General features: G+C 42.5%; 21 protein-coding genes. 15 read left to right on the top strand and 6 right to left on the bottom strand.

Annotated elements, in window-relative coordinates; genetic code table 11:
* Window positions 1-132: 132 nt before the first annotated feature.
* From ACRWQN_RS18705 to ACRWQN_RS18675, 7 genes are all read left to right on the top strand, one after another.
* On the top strand, window positions 133-948 hold the full coding sequence (locus ACRWQN_RS18705) for a hypothetical protein (protein WP_434939306.1): 816 nt from the start codon (window positions 133-135) through the stop codon (window positions 946-948).
* A gap of 221 nt (window positions 949-1,169) precedes the next feature.
* Complete coding sequence (locus ACRWQN_RS18700; protein ID WP_434939305.1) at window positions 1,170-1,505, top strand: hypothetical protein; 336 nt, start codon at window positions 1,170-1,172, stop codon at window positions 1,503-1,505.
* Window positions 1,506-1,566: 61 nt separating this feature from the next.
* Entirely contained in the window at window positions 1,567-3,045 is a 1,479-nt protein-coding gene (locus ACRWQN_RS18695; protein WP_434939304.1) for a protein adenylyltransferase SelO, read from the top strand.
* Window positions 3,046-3,057: 12 nt separating this feature from the next.
* Window positions 3,058-3,357 (top strand): DUF3630 family protein, encoded by a 300-nt coding sequence (locus ACRWQN_RS18690; protein ID WP_434927355.1) that lies wholly within the window; start codon window positions 3,058-3,060, stop codon window positions 3,355-3,357.
* Window positions 3,358-3,400: 43 nt separating this feature from the next.
* Window positions 3,401-4,390 (top strand): serine/threonine protein kinase, encoded by a 990-nt coding sequence (locus tag ACRWQN_RS18685; RefSeq protein WP_434927354.1) that lies wholly within the window; start codon window positions 3,401-3,403, stop codon window positions 4,388-4,390.
* A gap of 176 nt (window positions 4,391-4,566) precedes the next feature.
* Window positions 4,567-5,184, top strand: coding sequence for a thiol:disulfide interchange protein DsbA/DsbL (locus ACRWQN_RS18680; RefSeq protein WP_434927353.1), 618 nt, complete (start codon window positions 4,567-4,569; stop codon window positions 5,182-5,184).
* A 634-nt stretch (window positions 5,185-5,818) separates the two neighbouring features.
* A complete protein-coding gene (locus ACRWQN_RS18675; RefSeq protein WP_226412891.1) occupies window positions 5,819-6,025 on the top strand; it encodes a DUF1107 domain-containing protein in 207 nt (68 codons plus the stop codon).
* 14 nt (window positions 6,026-6,039) lie between these two features.
* Here ACRWQN_RS18675 and ACRWQN_RS18670 read toward each other — a convergent pair whose 3' ends face one another.
* Window positions 6,040-6,240 carry a cell division protein ZapB gene (locus tag ACRWQN_RS18670; protein ID WP_226412893.1) on the bottom strand — a complete coding sequence of 67 codons (201 nt, stop codon included), beginning with the start codon at window positions 6,238-6,240 and terminating at the stop codon, window positions 6,040-6,042.
* Between the two features lie 253 nt (window positions 6,241-6,493).
* Here ACRWQN_RS18670 and ACRWQN_RS18665 point away from each other — a divergent pair, with 253 nt between their 5' ends.
* The 3 genes from ACRWQN_RS18665 to ACRWQN_RS18655 all read left to right on the top strand — a co-directional run bounded on the left by ACRWQN_RS18665 (window position 6,494) and on the right by ACRWQN_RS18655 (window position 9,146).
* Complete coding sequence (locus ACRWQN_RS18665) at window positions 6,494-6,844, top strand: RidA family protein (RefSeq protein ID WP_226412895.1); 351 nt, start codon at window positions 6,494-6,496, stop codon at window positions 6,842-6,844.
* Window positions 6,845-7,078: 234 nt separating this feature from the next.
* Entirely contained in the window at window positions 7,079-8,170 is a 1,092-nt protein-coding gene (locus tag ACRWQN_RS18660) for a branched-chain amino acid aminotransferase (protein ID WP_434931045.1), read from the top strand.
* 298 nt (window positions 8,171-8,468) lie between these two features.
* The gene (locus ACRWQN_RS18655; protein WP_434939303.1) at window positions 8,469-9,146 is read left to right on the top strand and encodes an SDR family NAD(P)-dependent oxidoreductase; all 678 of its coding nucleotides are present in this window, start codon (window positions 8,469-8,471) and stop codon (window positions 9,144-9,146) included.
* A 30-nt stretch (window positions 9,147-9,176) separates the two neighbouring features.
* Here the strand turns inward: ACRWQN_RS18655 and ACRWQN_RS18650 are convergent, their stop codons facing one another.
* From ACRWQN_RS18650 to exaC, 3 genes are all read right to left on the bottom strand, one after another.
* Window positions 9,177-9,494: a ribbon-helix-helix domain-containing protein gene (locus tag ACRWQN_RS18650; RefSeq protein ID WP_434939302.1), complete on the bottom strand. Its 318-nt coding sequence runs from the start codon at window positions 9,492-9,494 to the stop codon at window positions 9,177-9,179.
* A gap of 91 nt (window positions 9,495-9,585) precedes the next feature.
* Window positions 9,586-10,149, bottom strand: coding sequence for a DJ-1/PfpI family protein (locus ACRWQN_RS18645; RefSeq protein WP_434939301.1), 564 nt, complete (start codon window positions 10,147-10,149; stop codon window positions 9,586-9,588).
* Window positions 10,150-10,397: 248 nt separating this feature from the next.
* Window positions 10,398-11,918 (bottom strand): acetaldehyde dehydrogenase ExaC, encoded by a 1,521-nt coding sequence (gene exaC, locus ACRWQN_RS18640; RefSeq protein WP_434939300.1) that lies wholly within the window; start codon window positions 11,916-11,918, stop codon window positions 10,398-10,400.
* Window positions 11,919-12,147: 229 nt separating this feature from the next.
* Between exaC and ACRWQN_RS18635 the strand changes: the two genes are divergently transcribed.
* On the top strand, window positions 12,148-13,056 hold the full coding sequence (locus ACRWQN_RS18635; protein ID WP_434939299.1) for an AraC family transcriptional regulator: 909 nt from the start codon (window positions 12,148-12,150) through the stop codon (window positions 13,054-13,056).
* A 26-nt stretch (window positions 13,057-13,082) separates the two neighbouring features.
* On the opposite strand, the gene ACRWQN_RS18630 is transcribed toward ACRWQN_RS18635, so the two are convergent.
* Together ACRWQN_RS18630 and ACRWQN_RS18625 are read right to left on the bottom strand one after the other, a co-directional pair.
* A complete protein-coding gene (locus ACRWQN_RS18630) occupies window positions 13,083-14,090 on the bottom strand; it encodes a phosphotransferase (protein ID WP_434939298.1) in 1,008 nt (335 codons plus the stop codon).
* A gap of 1 nt (window position 14,091) precedes the next feature.
* The gene (locus tag ACRWQN_RS18625; RefSeq protein WP_226412907.1) at window positions 14,092-14,727 is read right to left on the bottom strand and encodes a flavin reductase family protein; all 636 of its coding nucleotides are present in this window, start codon (window positions 14,725-14,727) and stop codon (window positions 14,092-14,094) included.
* A 128-nt stretch (window positions 14,728-14,855) separates the two neighbouring features.
* On the opposite strand from ACRWQN_RS18625, the gene ACRWQN_RS18620 reads away from it, so the two are divergent.
* The 4 genes from ACRWQN_RS18620 (at window position 14,856) to ACRWQN_RS18605 (ending at window position 19,462) form a co-directional block, all read left to right on the top strand.
* Window positions 14,856-16,298 (top strand): MBL fold metallo-hydrolase RNA specificity domain-containing protein, encoded by a 1,443-nt coding sequence (locus ACRWQN_RS18620; RefSeq protein ID WP_434939297.1) that lies wholly within the window; start codon window positions 14,856-14,858, stop codon window positions 16,296-16,298.
* 124 nt (window positions 16,299-16,422) lie between these two features.
* Window positions 16,423-17,778, top strand: a complete 1,356-nt coding sequence (locus ACRWQN_RS18615; RefSeq protein WP_434939296.1) for a M20 metallopeptidase family protein — start codon at window positions 16,423-16,425, stop codon at window positions 17,776-17,778.
* 98 nt (window positions 17,779-17,876) lie between these two features.
* Window positions 17,877-18,374 (top strand): peptidylprolyl isomerase, encoded by a 498-nt coding sequence (locus ACRWQN_RS18610; protein ID WP_434939295.1) that lies wholly within the window; start codon window positions 17,877-17,879, stop codon window positions 18,372-18,374.
* 296 nt (window positions 18,375-18,670) lie between these two features.
* Window positions 18,671-19,462 carry an EcsC family protein gene (locus tag ACRWQN_RS18605; RefSeq protein ID WP_434939294.1) on the top strand — a complete coding sequence of 264 codons (792 nt, stop codon included), beginning with the start codon at window positions 18,671-18,673 and terminating at the stop codon, window positions 19,460-19,462.
* Window positions 19,463-19,557: the final 95 nt, after the last annotated feature.

Genomic DNA, 19,557 nt, shown 5'->3' with positions numbered 1-19,557 from the left:
TTGGTAGTGATTAGATTATTAATAACACTGTGTGCTCAAAAAAACAGCGTTGTTTTTCGGTAGGCATCAGCCATATTGTAGCGAGCACAACAACTACACGCGGTTAAGCGCGTTTAAACAGGGTGATATTGAATGAAAGTGATCATAGTCATTATTCTTGTGGCGATTGGGGTGTATTTATTTAATCGTGCCAAGGCGACAGCGCAACAAGAAACATCTGAGAATGAATCATCAAAGCCGTTGAACCGTACTGAAGCTGAAATTAGTGCGCTTGATGAGGCCGACATAGTCGAATCGAAAGCAGTTGACCTTACAGTGGTGGAGGTGGTTGATTCGCTGCCAGAGCCAGAGCCAGAGCCAGAGCCAGAGCCAGAGCCAGAGCCAGAGCCAGAGCCAGAGCCAGAGCCAGAGCCAGAGCCAGAGCCAGAGCCAGAGCCAGAGCCAGAGCCAGAGCCAGAGCCAGAGCCAGAGCCAGAGCCAGAGCCAGAGCCAGAGCCAGAGCCAGAGCCAGAGCCAGAGCCAGAGCCAGAACCAGTTAAAGGGCTTTTGTTGCCTAAAACTGGAGCCTGGGCAAGTGATACATTTAAACAGTTAGTTGACCTAGCTAATAATACCGAGGGTAAACAGGGGCAATTTGACGCAATAACCAATGTCATAGGGCATAGTTATAAAATGCGTAAACAAGCCGATTACTGTCAGTATGGTGCTAAGTTGCAACAGGACTATTTGGGGTTATTTGATAAACTATATCAGCAGAATAAGTCACAATTTGTTGATGAGAAAGCCGCAGGCCATTTGCATTTAGCAACATTGCTTAATGATGTAGGTCAGTTTGACCAAGCCATATCAATTTGTCAGCATGCACTTACGCATCAATTATCAGATGGCACCATAACGGGTTTTGAAGGGCGACTAGTGCGCATTGAGAAAGCCAAATTAAAAACTTAGCCGCAATAAAACCGCTGTGGTTAAAGTGGTGCACAAAGTTGGCTTGAGCTTTTGCGGCCAGTTCGCAAAAGGCAAACAGACTCTGGTAATTTCGAGTATCATGTTGCTCACTGAAGTAAAAAGCGGACATCAGTCCGCTTTTTTTATGCATTTTCATTATCATTATGGATTCAATCACTTCACTGATTAATTTACTCCATAAAGTGACCCTAGGGATTTATATGACCGTCAATCTACTGAATAAACTTATCGCGTTAACGCTTATGCTCAGTATGTTTTTACTTAGTGGCTGTATTCGAACCCCTGAATGGACGTTATTTTATTTTGCGGATGCCACCGATAAAACCGATCTTACCTTAAAGCATGATGTTATTAATGGTTATTACGACACGCTTGAGCAATGCCAAGCGAAAGGTTCAGGTCTGCTGCGTATTCAAGGCATATCGATGACAGAAAATGTTGATTTTATTTGTGGTCAACAATGCCAAACGTTAGATGATAATCAAGTAGATTGTCAGCAATCTGTTAGTGACAAAGACTTTTTGAAGCAGTTGTAGTTAGGCACCATTGTCATGTGCAGCAATTGTTGTTAACAGAGATTGTAATAAGGGTTTCATCATGCGCTTTAAGCAGGATTTTTTTGAACAATTAGAAGGTTTTTATAGTCAGGTATATCCGCAAGCGATTTCTAACCCGCATTGGTTAGGGTGGAGCGATGACGCCGCCGCATTAATTGGTTTAGATAAACCCAATGATGAATTATTGATGCAACTTTCGGCAAATCATGCAGCAGAAGGCGCCACTTATTATGCTCAAGTGTATAGTGGCCATCAATTTGGTGGTTACACGCCGCAACTCGGTGACGGGCGCTCGATTATTTTAGGTGAAGCTATTGGCCCTGATCATGCCTGGGACGTGGCATTAAAAGGCGGCGGGCCAACACCTTATTCACGCATGGGTGATGGCCGTGCGGTAATGCGATCAGCGGTGCGAGAGTTTCTTGTGTCTGAATCTTTAGCGGCATTGAATGTGCCGACATCACGTGCTTTAGCTGTTATTGGCTCTGATTTACCAGTGTGGCGCGAAGGGCAAGAAACCGCTGCAATCACAGTGCGACTGGCTAAAACCCATATTCGCTTTGGACATTTTGAGTATTTCAGTTATACCGGAAAAGGCGATAACACCAAGCTAACACAGCTGGTGGACTTTACCATTAAGCAGCATTTCCCCCACTTATCGACAGACAACGCCGGCTATGTGCAGTGGTTTAGTGAGGTGGTTGCCGCGACCGCTAAAATGGTTGCCCATTGGCAAAGTGTTGGTTTTGCCCATGGTGTTCTCAACACCGACAATATGTCGATTTTAGGCGACAGTTTCGATTTTGGCCCCTTTTCATTTTTAGATACCTTCAAAGAAGATTTTGTCTGTAATCATTCTGACCATGAAGGTCGTTATGCATTTGGTCAACAACCAGGTGTGTGTTTCTGGAATTTACAACGGCTTGCCCAGGCACTGACACCGCTGATAGCGTCTGATGATTTAGTCCAGGCATTGAATCAATACCAGCGCCATTTAATCGATCATTATTTATTACTGATGGGCAATAAATTAGGCTTACCTATATTTGAGTTCACTCAGGAGTCAAGTGATTCCGACAAAACTGAGCAGCAACAACAAGACTTACAGCTAGTGGATAAGTTCACCTCTTTACTTGAAGCCAATCAATTAGATTACACTAACAGTTTACGCCGCTTTGGTGAGTTAGACTTAAACAGTCAACATGCAAGTTTACGTGATGATATGGTTGATTTAGCTAAGTTTGATCAATGGTTTGCAGCTTACCAACAACGTGTTGGTAAAGTGGATGATGTGGCCAATTGGCAGCAGGCGAGAAACGCCGCTAATCCAAAGTATATTTTGCGTAACTACCTAGCCCAAGAAGCCATTATTGCCATTGAAGAAAATGGTGATAACACTAAGCTAGCGCAATTACATCAGTTATTACGTCAGCCCTTTGCCGAGCAACCAGAAATGGCAGACTTTGCTAAACGTCCACCCGAATGGGGACAGGGCTTAATTATGTCGTGCAGTAGTTAATTGAGAAGTGAAATGAACATAGAGTCAGCCACGTTAGACCACGAAAATTTAAGTTTATTAATTAGTGCTAACATTAATTTTGAGCAATTTGCCGATTTTGCCGAACCATTAGCAGCGGCATTAGATTGCCAGATCCGTGAGCGTCAGTGGGGCGCTGATCGTCATCAATGGCTATTGGATTTTGAAGGCAGTCAGTTATGGCTGCATTATGAGTTTTATGGTGACATTTGCTGGCTAAGCACCGAGCGCCAGGATGAGTTCGACGTGCTAGTGTATTTACATCGCTTACTACAGCCCTATATTCAGTCTTAATGACTAACCTAATGCGATCAGAAAACAACAATAAGCGAATAATATGAGTGAACAAGCTACAGAATTTCATTACCAAGCGTTAACACCTGATTTAATTCTTGATGCCATTGAAAGTATCGGCATTTATCCTGAAACAGGCTTACTAGCATTAAACAGTTATGAAAATAGGGTCTACCAGTTCCGTTGCGATGACGCCAAGCGCTATGTGGTGAAGTTTTATCGCCCTAATCGTTGGACCGATGAACAAATTCAAGAAGAACATGACTACTCACTCGAACTGGCTGAAAACGAAGTGCCTGTTGCTGCGCCACTGATCATAAATGGCCAGTCGCTACACCATTATAAAGGCTTTCGCATGGCGTTATTTGACTCCATTGGTGGGCGTGCATTTGAGGTCGATAATCTTGAACAGTTAGAGGCTGTAGGGCGCTTTATTGGCCGCATTCATCAATATGCTACTAGGCAGCCATTTGTGCACCGTGAAGTGCTAAATCCGCAAATTTTAGGGGTTGAGCCGTTAAATTATTTACGTGAAAGCGGTATGGTAGCCCCTTCGATGGCCAACGCATTTTTTACTGTAGTAGAGCAAGTGCTGGACAAGACGATGACTATTTGGCAACGTCAGTCGTTTAGCCATATGCGTTTACACGGCGATTTACACCCAAGTAATATTCTATGGACACCCAGTGGCCCAGGATTTGTTGATTTAGATGATGCAAAACAAGGCCCCGCGGTGCAAGATATTTGGATGATGTTAACCGGTGATCGCCAACAACAAACATTGCAGCTGGATATTTTACTTGAGGGATACCAAGAGTTTGCTGATTTTGATACACGCCAGTTAAGTTTAATTGAGCCTTTACGGGCACTGAGAATGATCAATTACAACGCTTGGCTGGCTAAACGTTGGAAAGATCCGGCATTTCCAATGAACTTTCCATGGTTTGGGGATCTCAAATACTGGGAGCAACAAACACTGGCCTTTAAAGAGCAATTGGCCGCATTAGATGAAGCGCCATTGAGCTTATTTTAAACACCCTACAGTGGTGAAGGTTAAATAAACTTCATTATTACTGGTTGGTGTAAATTGTTACAAATACAATCGAGCTATGATTATGAATTTAATCAATACTGAAGGTAAGATGTCAGCATTGATTTATGGTTAACCCAATACATTACCAATATATGCGCTACGCAAAAGGAACTAAAATGAAAAAAGCATTATTAATGGCTGCAGCATTACTGTTTACACCATTGGCTGCAACAGCAGCAGATTACCAAGAAGGTGTGCATTACACTGTGATTAATGAAGGTCCTGGTTCTGCTAAGCCAGAAATTACCGAGTTTTTCTCATTTTTCTGTGGTCATTGTTATAACTTCTCTAAAACCGTTATTCCAAACATTAAAAAGACGTTACCTGAAGGGGTTGCGTTTAATCAGTCCCATGTCGAATTTATTGGCAGTGAAATGGGCGTAGAAATGTCGCGAGCTTTTGCGGTAGCTCACCAATTAAAAGTAGAAGACAAAGTTGAGCCTGCTTTGTTTGCCGCTATCCATGAAAAGAAGCAAAGCTTCGCCAGCTTAAATGATATTCGTTTATTGTTTATTGCCAATGGTGTTGAAGGTAAAGATTTTGATGCAGCAGCCAATTCATTTATGGTGAATGCGCAAATGTCTAAAATGAAACGTGATGCGACTAATGCCAAAATATCTGGTGTACCGTCATTAGTGGTTAACGGTAAATACCGTGTTGAGACTGGTTCAATCAAATCTTACGATGAGCTGTTAGATATTGCTTATTACTTAGCGCAAATGAATAAAAAATAGCTATTCATTATCCTAGAACAAAAAAGGGAGCTTAGGCTCCTTTTTTGTTGGGTCATGTAAAACATAAATAACAGGCAAAAAAAAACCGTACGCTTTAAAAGCTGTACGGTGCAGAGCTAAATAGCTCTGTATACCCTGAGTAACGGGAAAGATAATACCAGTACGTCAAAATATTGGCAAGTGACATTTTTTTGTCACTTTGTGTTTTTCTGTTATGTGAATAAAGTTTCATCAAAAAAGTGTGTTCGGATGCAACTTTGCAGATGTATTGCGGTCAAATAACATGCTTATAGGATTTATAAGCATGTTAAGTCATCTCTAGGCTTGTTTAAGATGTTTAGTGAGTCAAGCATCAGAGAATTAAAACATCTTTAATGAAAGTATCTGGTTTGACAGTTATTGATGGTGTTAAGTGGCTTTAACCTAATTTAAGCATCAATTAAGGGTGCATTATTTATACTGGTTATGGTTTGGAGCGTATCTAGATAAGGCGTTAATCTTTATAAACGATAGGCTTCGATAAGCGGTTAACTTCAATAAAGAGTAATCCAGAGTAACTAGCTGATAACCAATTGCTATATAACTATTGGTTAACTATAGAGTTACTCGTTAATAGTACCGACAAGGAGGCGATATGAGAATGTTTCCAGTTTATGCTCCTAAACTTATTGTTAAACACGCAAGAATTTTTTTCAGTGGCGTGATTTGGGTGAAGGATCTAGGTCGTTTAGAATTTAGCTACGGAAGGTTTTTATTGCCGAAAAAAAGCCTACCACAGGTTAGGCAGGCTATTTTAGAATTAAATGCACTAATTGAGTCACAACATGATCAACCAGCGTAAAATTTAATATTTGACTAGATTTCGCTATTCAATAAACCAACAAGACCGTTGACCTTATCGCTCCATGAGTTTAGGTCTTGTTCTAGTTGTTGGTTTTTTTCTGTTAGCGTGACATTCTTTTGCTTCTCTTCTTCAAGCTCCATTTTTAGTAGCTCAATGTTTTCAAGAGTGGCCTGGATTTTGGTTTCCAGTTGGGACAATAATTCAAGGCTCATGGGGAGTCCTAATGGTTTCTGGATGTAAACCTCATTCTAGCAGTGACAGCCCCCTGTGGAATAGTCTTAATCGCTAAGTGGGCAAAAAATAAACTAAATTTAATACTATTTTTACGTTTAAGCCTATCTTAGGTCAAACCTGTTCATATCACTCGATAAATTCAACTTAGATAGACCCATTGTTGCTAGCAAAAAAGCCAATGTTCATGATACTTTTTATGTTCAATTAAATCATGATGGCGACAACAGCACGATGATCAACCGAATCGATGTCAATCAACGTATGAGCAGTATTGTTATACACAATAAAACCGTTTATTTATGTGGCCAAGTTGCAACCGATAAATTTGCTGATATCACCACTCAAACTCAAACTATGTTAGCTGAGGTTGATGCCTTGCTTATTCAAGCCGGCAGTCAACGTGATCATATTCTGTCAGCCACAATCTACCTTAAAGATATGCAAGATTATGACGCCATGAATCATGTTTGGGACAATTGGCTACCCGAGGGGCATGCACCGGCAAGAGCCTGCGTTCAAGCGGCAATAGCTGAGCCCGAATACTTAGTGGAAGTGTCTATTATTGCCGCTGTGATGGTATAAAAACACTTATGTAAGTGAATGGTAAGTGGTTGGTTTTGTCTATGTTGGTTTTAAAGGTTCAATGTGTGACTTCAAAACCTCATTCTGTTTTAGCTGTAAAAAAGCGAGTTTGAAAAAAAATACTGATGCTTGTTACGTTGAATTGACGTAATCTGCGCAACAAAAGAGACGGTAAACTTGACTTTATTTACCGCTCTCAATAGTCTTCAAGCTCAGTTTTTAAGGTGGTATGCAATGGATATAAAATATAATTTAAAACCCGCGTCAGAGCGCCGCACTGAGCAGTTTACTCCCGAAGGTAATGTTGGCTTTGGTAAGCTACGTACCGACCATATGTTTATGATGGATTATCGTGATGGCCAGTGGTGTGATCCTCGCATTGTACCTTATGGTCCTTTTGAAATGGCGCCAGGTGCGATGACCTTGCATTATGGGCAGTCTATTTTTGAGGGCGCTAAAGCCTTTATGCATCAAGATGGTGAAATTTACACTTTCCGTTTAAACAAAAATGCCGAGCGAATGAATCGTTCAGCGGACATAGTGTGTATTCCTAATATTGATGAGCAAACTCAGTTAAATGCCATTAATAGCTTAATTGATGTTGATAGAAAGTGGTTTCCGATGCAAGACGGCGCATGCTTATACATTCGTCCGTTTATTTTTGCTACAGAAGACCGTTTATCAGTTAGCCCGAGTCAGCAATACACCTTCTGCGTTATTTTAAGTCCATCAGGTGCTTATTATGCCTCAGGTGTAAATGAAGGTATTCGCTTACTTATTACCACTAAGTTTCACCGTGCGGTATCTGGTGGTACTGGGGCGTCAAAAGCTTCTGGTAACTACGCTGCATCATTACGTGCTGGTAAAGCGGCAGCAGAATATGGTGCAGCACAAGTGCTGTATCTGGATGCGAGTAATAAGCAAATCGAAGAAGTGGGTGCAATGAACCACTTCCATATTTTAAAAGATGGCACCGTGATTATTCCTCAGTTTACTGACACCATTTTAAAATCGATTACCTCGCAATCGATTCTTGAATTGGGTGAGTTACTGGGTTGTGAAGTACGTCAGGAAACCGTGATGTTAGATAAATTCATTGCCGATATAGAGTCGGGTGAAATTGTTGAAGCCGGTGGTTTTGGCACGGCTGCTGTAGTGTCGCCAGTGACCTCATATATTTTTGAAGATCACCGAATTGTGACGGTTGGTGATGGCAAAGTGGGCCCGAATATTAAAAAGATTTATCAAGTCTTTACCGATATTCAAAAAGGTAATATACAAGGCCCACAAGGCTGGGTTAAGCGTGTTGAAAAGGTTGCGCCTTAGGGCTTGATGCCCTCGTAAAACCAACGTTAGCAACTAAAATCCGATATCAGTGATGATGTCGGATTTTTTATTTATTCACGTTTCACTGCGTCAATACCGCTTTGGCCAAAGTTGCAAAATCGACGAGCTAACAATCGCATTTGTGAATTAGCATCACGATAGTGATGCTTTTTATAAGGCATAGTGGCACTCTATTTATTCTCCCCGTTTTCGGTTTAGTCAGAGTCTGTTAGGCTTGTTTTTTGGGACTTACCATAGAATGAATTAGGCTTATTTTAGTGTGATTTAAGAGGCAATTATGATTTTGATTACCGGTGCAAGCAGTGGGTTAGGGGCGGCATTAGCTAAATGTTACCTTGATGATAACGAACAGGTGATTATTTCTGGTCGTAATAAAACGCGCTTGAATGCCGTAGCACAAGGGACAAACATGTCCGTTATCAGTGCCGATTTAACCTCTGATACCAGTGTTTCAGCCCTTTTTGATCAGCTTGATCAGGCTCAACAAACTCAATCTAGATTAAACACGGTTATTCATTGTGCTGGCAGCGGCTACTTTGGCAACATTGATACCCAAGACGCGGATTCGATATTTAGCCTTATTCAAAACAATGTTACATCGGCCATTTTACTGGTGCGTGAATTAGTTAAACGCTACCGTCATCAAGCCGTCAATGTGGTGATAGTGATGTCTACAGCAGCATTAGCTGCTAAGGCTGGCGAATCCACTTATTGTGCAGCTAAATGGGCCGTACGCGGTTTTATTGAGTCAGTTAGATTAGAGCTAAAGGGTTACCCAATGAAAATTATTGCGGTATATCCTGGGGGAATGGATACCGGCTTTTGGCCGACAAGTGGAAAAACCCTAGATACCTCTAGCTTTATGAGTGCGGATGAAGCCGCCAGTATGCTTAAACACGCCTTAGTGACTACTCAGCATGGTTATGTTGCCGATATTACCATTAACCGAGGTTAGCCGGAGATAATAATTTGTTTAGAGTAATCGTTAGTTTTTCGGCGACCAAAAATCGTTTTCAGTACGCGAAGGCGTTAACGTGATTCTAGTGCCTTTATTCAAATAAGTGGTACAGGCAACGCGTAAAAGAGAGCTAAAATTATTGATTTCGCCGCGTTTAATAATGACTTCACGATAAATGCGGGTGAGAAATTCGGCGATAGACAAATCGGCTTCTTCAGCGATTTGCTGCACAATCTGCCAAAATACCGCTTCAAGTCGAATACTGGTCACCACACCGTCAATGCGAATAGAGCGGGTTTGTGATTCAAAGAGTTCAGGTTCTGCTCCAGAGTAGATTTCACACATATGATGATCCGTCACGTTGGCTTATTAGTGCCCATCGTGACGGATTATATTTGCTGGTGCAATCCAAACTTCACACTTTTAGCGCTGATTATTAGCGAGTTAACAATAGATTAAATTGTGCTAACCAATCTGGATGTGCCGGCCAAGCTGGCGCGGTGACAAAGTTACCATCAGTAATGGCTTCGGTAACGGCTAACTCACAGTATTCACCACCGGCCTGTGTCACTTCAGGGGCGCAAGCTGGGTAAGCTGATATCTTTTTACCTTGAACCACATTGGCGGCCGTTAATAGCTGGGCACCATGACACACAGCCGCAATCGGTTTATGACTTGCTGCAAAAGCTTGTACTAACGCAATGACTTTTTTATCAAGACGAAGGTATTCCGGCGCGCGGCCACCTGGGATAAGCAAGGCATCGAATTGAGGTTCGAAAATATCATTGAAATCGCCATTTAATGCGAATAAATGCCCAGGTTTTTCGGTGTAGGTTTGATCGCCTTCAAAATCATGGATAGCGGTTTTAATGGTGTCACCTGCAGATTTATTTGGGCACACAACCGTGACTTGATGACCCACCATTTGTAATGCTTGAAACGGTACCATTAGCTCGTAATCTTCAACAAAATCGCCTGCAATAATAAGTACTTTAGCCATAATAAACCTCCTGTTAAATTGATATTCCTTTGCAACTTTACTCTCTTAAAAATCAGGGTGGTAGTAACCCAATACTACAAGGTGAGAGGGAAGGTTTGCAGAGTGGATATTGTTTAATTCAGCAGTCTTTTTGCCGACAAGAATAAAAAAAAGTAGCACTGAGCTATGTCAGTGCTACTTTTCTCTCAACATTATTTTTAACCAGCAGCATATTTAATCAATATTAGTTACAGTGACATCGACGCGCGTTAGAAAAACCCTAACGGATTAATATCGTAACTGACCAATAAATTCTTAGTTTGTTGATAGTGATTTAACGCCACTTTATGGGTTTCTCGACCGACACCCGATTTTTTGTAACCCCCAAATGCAGCGTGGGCAGGGTACATATGATAACAATTGGTCCATACTCGGCCTGCTTCAATCTTACGTCCCATGCGATACGCTAAATTCATATCACGGGTCCACACGCCTGCGCCTAAACCGTATTCAGAGTTATTCGCCAGTGCCAATGCTTCAGCTTCATCTTTAAACGTGGTTACCGAAATCACCGGGCCAAAAATTTCTTCTTGGAACACCCGCATATTATTAGTGCCTTTTAGCAAGGTTGGCTGAATATAAAACCCTTTTTGGTAGTCGCCATCAATCGCTTCTATGTCACCGCCCAGCAAGACTTCCGCACCTTCATCTTTGCCAATAGCAATATAGCTCATAATCTTATCGAACTGTTCTTGGGAAGCTTGCGCGCCAACCATGGTTTCAGTATCGAGTGGATTACCGCGTTTAATCGCTTTGGAACGTTCAATGATTTTGGCAATAAATTGCGGGTAAATATCTTCTTGGATCAACAATCTTGACGGGCAAGTACACACTTCACCTTGATTGAAAAATGCCAGTACCGCGCCTTCAATACATTTGCTTAGGTACGCATCTTCAAAATCAAATACATCTTTAAAGAAGACATTGGGGGATTTACCGCCTAGCTCAACGGTTGAGGGGATAATATTTTCTGCGGCGCACTTCATAATATGTGAGCCAATAGGCGTTGAGCCGGTAAAGGCTATCTTAGCAATACGTTTGCTGGTGGCCAGCGCTTGGCCTGCCTCAGCGCCATAACCATTGACAATATTGAGTACACCGGCAGGTAATAAGTCACCCACTAATTCCATTAACACTAAAATAGACGCTGGGGTTTGCTCTGCTGGTTTTAACACCACGCAATTTCCTGCTGCTAATGCGGGAGCTAATTTCCAGGCGGCCATTAATATCGGGAAATTCCACGGAATGATCTGGCCCACAACCCCTAAAGGTTCATGAATATGGTAAGACACAGTATTGGCGTCAATTTCAGCCGCACTGCCTTCTTGTGCTCTTAAACAACCTGCAAAGTAGCGAAAATGATCAACTGCGAGGGGAATATCTGCATTTAATGTTTCACGCACAGCTTTGCCGTTGTCCCATGTTTCAGCAACAGATAATAAGGTTAAGTTAGCTTCCATGCGGTCAGCTATTTTGAGTAATATATTCGAACGCTCAGCAGCTGAAGTAGCTCCCCACGGCGCTTTTACTCTGTGAGCAGCATCTAAAGCCAAATCGATATCGTGTTGATCAGAGCGCGGAATTTGGCAGAAAACTTGGCCATTAACTGGGCTGATGTTATCAAAGTATTTGCCATTTACCGGTTCTACCCATTGGCCACCAATATAGTTTTGATAAATCGATTTGAAGGTCATCACTGAGCCTGTTTCACCGGGTGCTGCGTAGATCATAATACTTTCCTCTAATTGTATTTGTTGGATTACTAATTAACCTAGAACAGTTATAGGAAAGTTTACTATTCTGAAAATCCATAGCTGTTGACTCACAGTACAAATAATTATCTGACCTGTGTTTTATGCGTTGCGCCAATAGTAAGGATTGTTGTACGGAATTGTCGTATGGGGTTGATAAGCGGGATTGTTATATCGAATAGATGTAACCCTGCAATAGGTGGCAGACATGATAAATGGATTTTTACAGCAAAAGCGCGCAGCGCCTCAAGTGCTGGTTGAGAATAAAATTAGCTTTGCTGGGCCCGAGGTAGAGCTCAGTATTTATGATACGTTTGAGCAAGCGTCCCGCGTAGCGTTGAAGTCAGATCAATTATTGTTTTGCGGCATGGTAACTGGCAAAAAAGTGATGCATTCGGTTGATGATTATGAGGCGGCTTTTTATCCCCATGAGTCTTTTATTATGGCGCCAAATCAGGCGGTAGAAATAGACTTTCCTGAGGCTAAAATTCATCAACCGACAACCTGTTTAGCAATAGAAATTTCGACTGACCGTGTGCAAACAATTGCCAATCAACTGCAAATGCGTACACCTATTAATAAAAGTTATGGTGATTGGCAATATCAGCAATCCTTAGTACACACCCATCATAACGAGCAAACCCAAGCTTTGCTTGAGCGCATGGTGCATATTTTTACTGAAAACGAAGTCGACAGAAATTGTTTAATTGATTTAGCCATTTCAGAATTGGTGATTCGTTTGTTACGTTTTCAAACTCGGGATTTTTTGTTGTGCCACAGTGAGAAAGACCCTGAGTTTAATGGGCTTAACTCGGCGTTGCAGTATATTAAAAGTCACTTAAATGAAGCACTTAATATCGATGCCTTATGTCGCCAGGCTTGTATGAGCCGGAGCAAATTTTTTCATCAATTTAAAATCCATTTTGGCTGCACGCCAATGGCGTTTCAGCAACAGATACGCATGAAACAGGCGGCAAAATTAATTGCCCAGGGGCAGCAAATTACTCAGGTGTGTTTTTCGCTGGGGTATCACAGTGCAAGTCATTTCAGCCGCTTGTTTAAACAGTGTTATGGCATAAGCCCCACTGACTACAAGCTGCGTCACTTAAACAGTTAACCAAATCATCTCTTGTGTATGGTTGCTTAGCTGTTGTAATCGTTTTCAGCGGCTAACAGCGCCAGTGCTTTTAAGGTTAAGGTTTCAGAGTAGGCATTTATTTTAGGATGCTCTGGGCTCCAGCCTTTGATAAAACGATGAAAATCAGCCCAGGCAATGGCATATAGCGGACTCCATGCACTTTCGAGTTCTGCTGAATTGATAGCGGGGTGGTAATGCGCAACGCTGATGGTTAATTGCTTGAAATAAAAATCAAGATTCTGATCTACGGCTTGTTCTATGCTCGCTGTGGGTTGATTAAATACCATCACACTACTGAGAAAATAGGCCACATCTTTCATGCCGCAGCCTTTGCCAATGTATTGAAAATCGACCGCAGCCGCCTTAGTTGAGTCAGGGGTAAAACAAAAGTTGGCTAGCTTTGCATCACCGTGTACTAAGGTTTTAAACGGGCAATTATTAAGGATGCTATCTAACGAAGCCGCCGCATTTTTGAGTTTATCATCTTGTAATACCTCAAGTTCATCAGGCCTTGTCGCTAAGTGCCAGTATGTGCCAATCGGCCATAATCCCTCGCCAGTATGCTGCATAAATCGGCCATGAAAATGAGCCAGCCAGGTTAAACAGGCCTGAATAACCGCTTGTGTTGGTTGGGGGTTAACACGATTGAAACCGAGTACGGCTAAATCTTCTAAAATGAGCAGTGTCTCGTGGTCAGTTGTTTCAATCCATAGACATTTTGGCACACAAGAATCAGCCGTACAGAGATTGGCGTAATGCTGATACCAATAACTTTCTACTTGATACGATTGGAGTTTCCGCTGGTGTGATAAATCAGTCGCCCAGCCTCTAGGATGAGTTTTGGGTTGTGGGAATTGAATATGTTTAACAATGACCGATGCACAGTGATAACCCGTTAGATGAACTCTGACAAGCTCACCATAACCGCCCCAAAGTGATTGAATCGCGTCAACATGGGAGACGCTTTGCGCGCCAAGGGTGTTAACGATTTTTGCTAACTGTTGTGATTGCATATTACTTTGGCATTACCGGGCGAGATAAATCAAACCGATTGTCTTCGGTAACTGTGTAATAAGCGGTTGGGCCGCCTGCTCTCATAACGGGTTCAGCGAGTGTGGTTTGATAAATACCATTGTCATCAATCAGGTGATTGGCGATATGCACCGCAATGACTTCACCAAGCACTAGCCAGGTATCAATATCTTGGCCATTGGCATCTTTTAATTGAATGCATTGGGTTAACTTGCATTCAAAGTTCACCGGACTTTCCGCCACTCTGTCTACCCCAATCAATTTACTCGGTGCAGGGGTTAAGCCCGCAAAGGCAAACTCATCTTCACCGTGGGGTAAAGCCGCAGATGTTTGATTCATTTTTTCAGCTAATTCACGGGTGGTTAAGTTCCACACAAATTCGCCGGTTTCTACAATATTGGCCACGCTGTCTTTCCAAGCTGTGCTGGCAAAACCGATAATGGGCGGGGTGTAATTGAAACAGTTAAAAAAGCTATAGGGCGCAAGATTGCGTTGGCCTTTGCCATTGCGTGATGAAATCCAGCCTATTGGGCGTGGACTGATAATGGCATTAAGCGGATCGTGGGCTAAGCCATGGCCTTCACTCGGTTGATAAAAATAGCGATCGTCTTGAGCCATTAGTCAGTTCCTTATTGTGATGAATGTTTGTTTTTTGAACATTTATGATCCAGCTCCCGCCTTTTTGTTGCGAACAGCCTAATATTAAATCATCAGAGTGATATCTAGCATACAAATTGGAGATTAGCATGCAAATGACATTGCGATTTTTAGGCGCGACACAAGAGGTTACTGGATCTTGTCATCTAATCACAGTTAACCAGCAATCTATATTACTTGATTGTGGATTAATTCAAGGTGGCAAGGCGGATGAGCTGCGTAACCGTGATCCATTTGATTTTCGGCCTGATCTTATTAGTGCCGTGGTATTAAGTCATGCCCATATTGATCATTCAGGTCGCTTACCGCTATTAGCAAAGCAAGGGTTTACTGGCCCAATTTATACCCATAAAGCCTCGGCAGAGCTGTGCGCTATTATGTTAAAAGATGCCGCTATGCTGCAAGAGCGAGACACCGAGCGGCAAAATAAAAAACGTGCTAAAAATGACTTAACACCGCTTGAGCCTTTGTTCACCCAGGATGATGTTGATCAGGTCTTAACCCAGTTTGTTGCCCTAGAATACGGCCAACGTTTTGCGGTAACAGACGATATCGAAGCGACGCTATCCGATGCAGGTCATATTTTAGGTTCTGCGGTAGTCGAGCTTTGGCTGGGGCAGCAACCTAAGCAAAAAAAGCTGGTGTTCAGCGGGGATCTTGGCCGTGAAGGCATGCCAATTCTGTCAGACCCCACCATGATAGAACATGCAGACTTAGTGATGATGGAAAGCACCTACGGCAACCGTCAGCATCGAAGCTGGCAAGATACCCTGACTGAGCTTAAAGGCATCTTTGCCAATACCATTCATAAAAGCCGTGGCAATATTTTACTGCCAGCTTTTTCAGTGGGACGGGCGCAAGAATTACTGTACTTATTCCATATTTATGCCAAAGAATGGGATTTATCGCGCTGGCGAATTTGTCTTGATAGTCCGATGGCAATTAAAGCAACTCAGGTTTATGTCAATAACTATCCATTGATGGATGAAGACTTTAAGCGTTTTACTCGCTTATCGCCTGGGCAACATCCCTTATTATCTACCGCCGAATTTACTAGCAGCACAGAAGAGTCAATCGAGCTTAATGATATACATGAAGGGCTAATTATTATTGCCGGTAGTGGCATGTGTAATGGCGGTCGCATTCGTAACCATCTAGCCCACAACCTTGCGCGCAAGGGCACTGATATTATTATCTGCGGTTATCAAGCTTTAGGGACTCCAGGGCGTCTGCTCGTCGATGGGGCTAAAGAGCTAACTATTCACGGTCAAAGTATAAAAGTGGATGCCAAAATTCATACTATTGGTGGGCTTTCTGCCCATGCTGATCAAGCGGAACTCTTAAGTTGGTATCGTCATTTTGTTGGCAATCCTCCTGTGGTCTTAGTTCACGGAGAGCCTGATTCACAAAAAACATTGCTTGAGATGTTAAGTCAGGACCCGCAATTAGCTCCCAAAAAAGGGGTAATTGTTGAAAAGGGCAACTGTTTAGACTTAAATGCCTTACCTGAATTAGTGTGGGTACCCAGTTAATGAGGTCAGTTATGTCCAGATAGCCTTAGGCCTTTACACTTAAAAAGCGGAGATTTTATGACTCTGTAAATGGATTTTAATGTGTTAGCTTGTTAAATAACCTTTACTGACATGTTGAAATCAAATGCTGATATATAAATTATTACCGTCCTCTGCAATGGCTTGTTTGCAGGGGTCATTGCTTGCGTTACCTATTATTCTTAATCCTGCGTTTGCTAACGCAAATGTGCCATTATCTAGCAGCGTTAACAAAGCCTTACCACAATTAGAATCGCTTTATATTCACTTACACCAGAACCCTGAGTTGTCGTACCATGAAAAAAATTCTAGCGCTCGAATGGCGCAGGAACTAACTCGTCTAGGATTTACCGTGACCGAAAATTTTGGCGGTTACGGCGTGGTTGGGATACTCAAAAATGGTAAAGGACCGACTATTATGATCCGCGCTGATACCGATGGTTTACCCATTATTGAACAAACGGGAAAATCCTATGCCTCTAAGGTAACCACACTTGATGCCAGCAATAATAAAGTGGGTGTAATGCATGGCTGTGGCCATGATATTCACATGACTAGCTTAATTGGTACGGCGCAGCAGTTAATGCAACATAAAGCCGATTGGAAAGGCACGCTTATGATGGTCGCTCAACCTGCTGAGGAAGTGGGCGGTGGTGCTAAAGCCATGTTAAAGCAAGGCTTGTTTAGCCAGTTTTCAACCCCAGATGCCGTATTAGGTCTGCATGTTAGTGCGACAATTCCCGCAGGTAAAGTCGGTGCAATTAGTGGTTATGCCCTGGCCAATGTCGATTCTGTTGATATCAAAATCAAAGGTAAAGGTGGCCATGGTGCATACCCACACACCACAATAGACCCTATTGTCTTAGCCGCGCGCACTGTGATGGCACTGCAAACCATTCCGAGTCGTGAGATATCTCCACTTGAGCCTAATGTGGTTACAGTGGGGTCTATTCACGGCGGATCAAAGCATAATATTATTTCTAATGAAGTGATGTTGCAGCTAACGTTACGCTCATATAATCCTGATGTCCGTGAGCAACAAATCGCGGCGATAAAAAGGATAACTAAAGGCATAGCCATTAGCGCGGGTTTACCAGAAGAACTGATGCCTGAAGTGAATGTGCATGATGATGAAACCATCCCCTCTACCTATAACGACCCAATGTTAGCGGCAAAAGTGAAAGCCAGTATTGAAGCTGAAATTGGTGCCGATAATGTGTTAGTTGCGCCACAAGTTATGGCAGGTGAAGATTTTGGTTTATACGGCAGGACTGCCGAAAAAGTACCTATCACTTTATTCTGGTTAGGCGCAGTTGAGCCTCAAATATATGCCGATAGCGTGTCTAAAGGAGACACTTTACCGTCACTGCATTCAAGCCAATTTGCCCCAGATTATCGGTTAACTATCAGCACAGGGGTGAGATCAATGACCCGAGCTGCGATAGATTTGTTTAATCAGTAAATCTAACAATGCCTGCTATGTAGGCATTTTTATTTCAGCTATTTTTTATAATAAGTGGTTATAATGCCACGAAATCACTCATTCATTATCGAGCTCCCATGACCATTATTTTCACCACCAATGTCGGCGATATTCACATCGAACTCGATATGGAAAAAGCCCCTGTCAGCGCGAAAAACTTCATCAGATACTGCCAGGAAGGATTTTATGAGCAGACTATTTTTCACCGTGTTATTAAAGGATTTATGATCCAAGGGGGCGGTTTTACCACCGACATGACCGAAAAACCGACTCATGCACCGATAGCCAATGAAGCTAATCGCGGTTTAAGCAATGTATTGGGCACCATTGCTATGGCACGTACAGATGCGCCGCATTCAGCTACTGGACAGTTTTTTATCAATACCGCAAATAATAGCTTTCTCGATCATACCGCCACCACTAACAATGGTTGGGGTTATGCTGTGTTTGGCAAGGTCAGTGCAGGTATTGAGGTGGTGAAACAGATTGAAAAGGTTAAAACGGCAACGATTGCTGGCCATGAAGATGTACCCAAAGAGCCAATTATTATTGAGTCGGTGACGATAACCACCTAAGCATAACGAGTCAGCATCACAGCGGCCAAATAAAATTCATTACCGATTGAGGGGACTCGATTCGGTAGTGGATTTGCGTTACTGAGATAGACCATCATTACCTAATATAGACAGAATGTTACGACAGATTGTTACAGGCTGTTACCAAAAACCTTGTCACTATTACCACTAACTTTTACTCACACCTTCATTCCGTTATCTATTGATGATAAAACTAATGCATCATGCTAATTTAGGTATATATAAGTATGTGCTAGTAGCCGGTTTATCGAGAAAGAAGGTTTATCGAGAATGTTATGCAGCTTACGGATATAGAATTTAAATCTTTACAGCAAGCTAAACAGTTGCTTGAAAACCCTGGGCTGGCGGCTAAGTTGACCGATTACATCGGCGCGCCTATTGAAAAAGGCTTTGCCTTGCTGCCAAAAAGTATTAGTTCAACGGTGACTAAAGTCACTCAAGCAGCCTTGATGAAGGCAAGTCAAGCTGCCTTGTATACCTTAAAAAATCAGCCAGGGACGCACTCATCTAATAAGTTACATAAACTGGGCGTAGCAATAAGTGGTGGCGCAGGTGGTTTTTTTGGCTTGAGCGCGATAGCTATTGAACTGCCTATTTCAACCACCATTATGTTACGTTCAATTGCCGATATTGCTAGAAGTGAAGGTGAAATCATCACTGAACCCGAAACACAACTTGCCTGCTTATCTGTATTTGCTTTAGGTGGAAACACAGTTGACGATGATCAATCTGAGCAAGGCTACTTTGCGGTGCGCACCGTATTAGCGAACTCTATTGCTGAAGCCGCCGAGTATGTTGCCAGTAAAGGGGTTTCAAAGGAAGCGGCTCCTATGTTAGTTAAATTAGTTGCCATGATTGCGGAACGTTTTGGCATACAAGTGACTCAAAAGATGGCAGCTCAGGCTGTGCCTGCTATTGGCGCTGCCGGTGGGGCAGTCATTAACACTCTGTTTATTAGTCATTTTCAAGACATGGCTCGAGGGCACTTTGTTGTTAGGCGTTTAGAGCGCAAATATGGCGTAGCACTTGTGCGTAAATGGTATGACGACATTGAACTAAAGCTCTAAAAGATTATGGCTAGGCAGGTGCTATAACAATACAACTAGCAGTAAGCAGCATTACTTTAGTCAATAACCTAATAATCAAGATCAAAGCGGTACGC

It is taken from the genome of Shewanella sp. HL-SH8, from assembly GCF_051165765.1.
GTDB lineage: Bacteria > Pseudomonadota > Gammaproteobacteria > Enterobacterales > Shewanellaceae > Shewanella > Shewanella glacialimarina.
The sequence above is the reverse complement of the archived record's forward strand: the minus strand, read 5'-3'. Positions and strand labels throughout refer to the sequence as shown.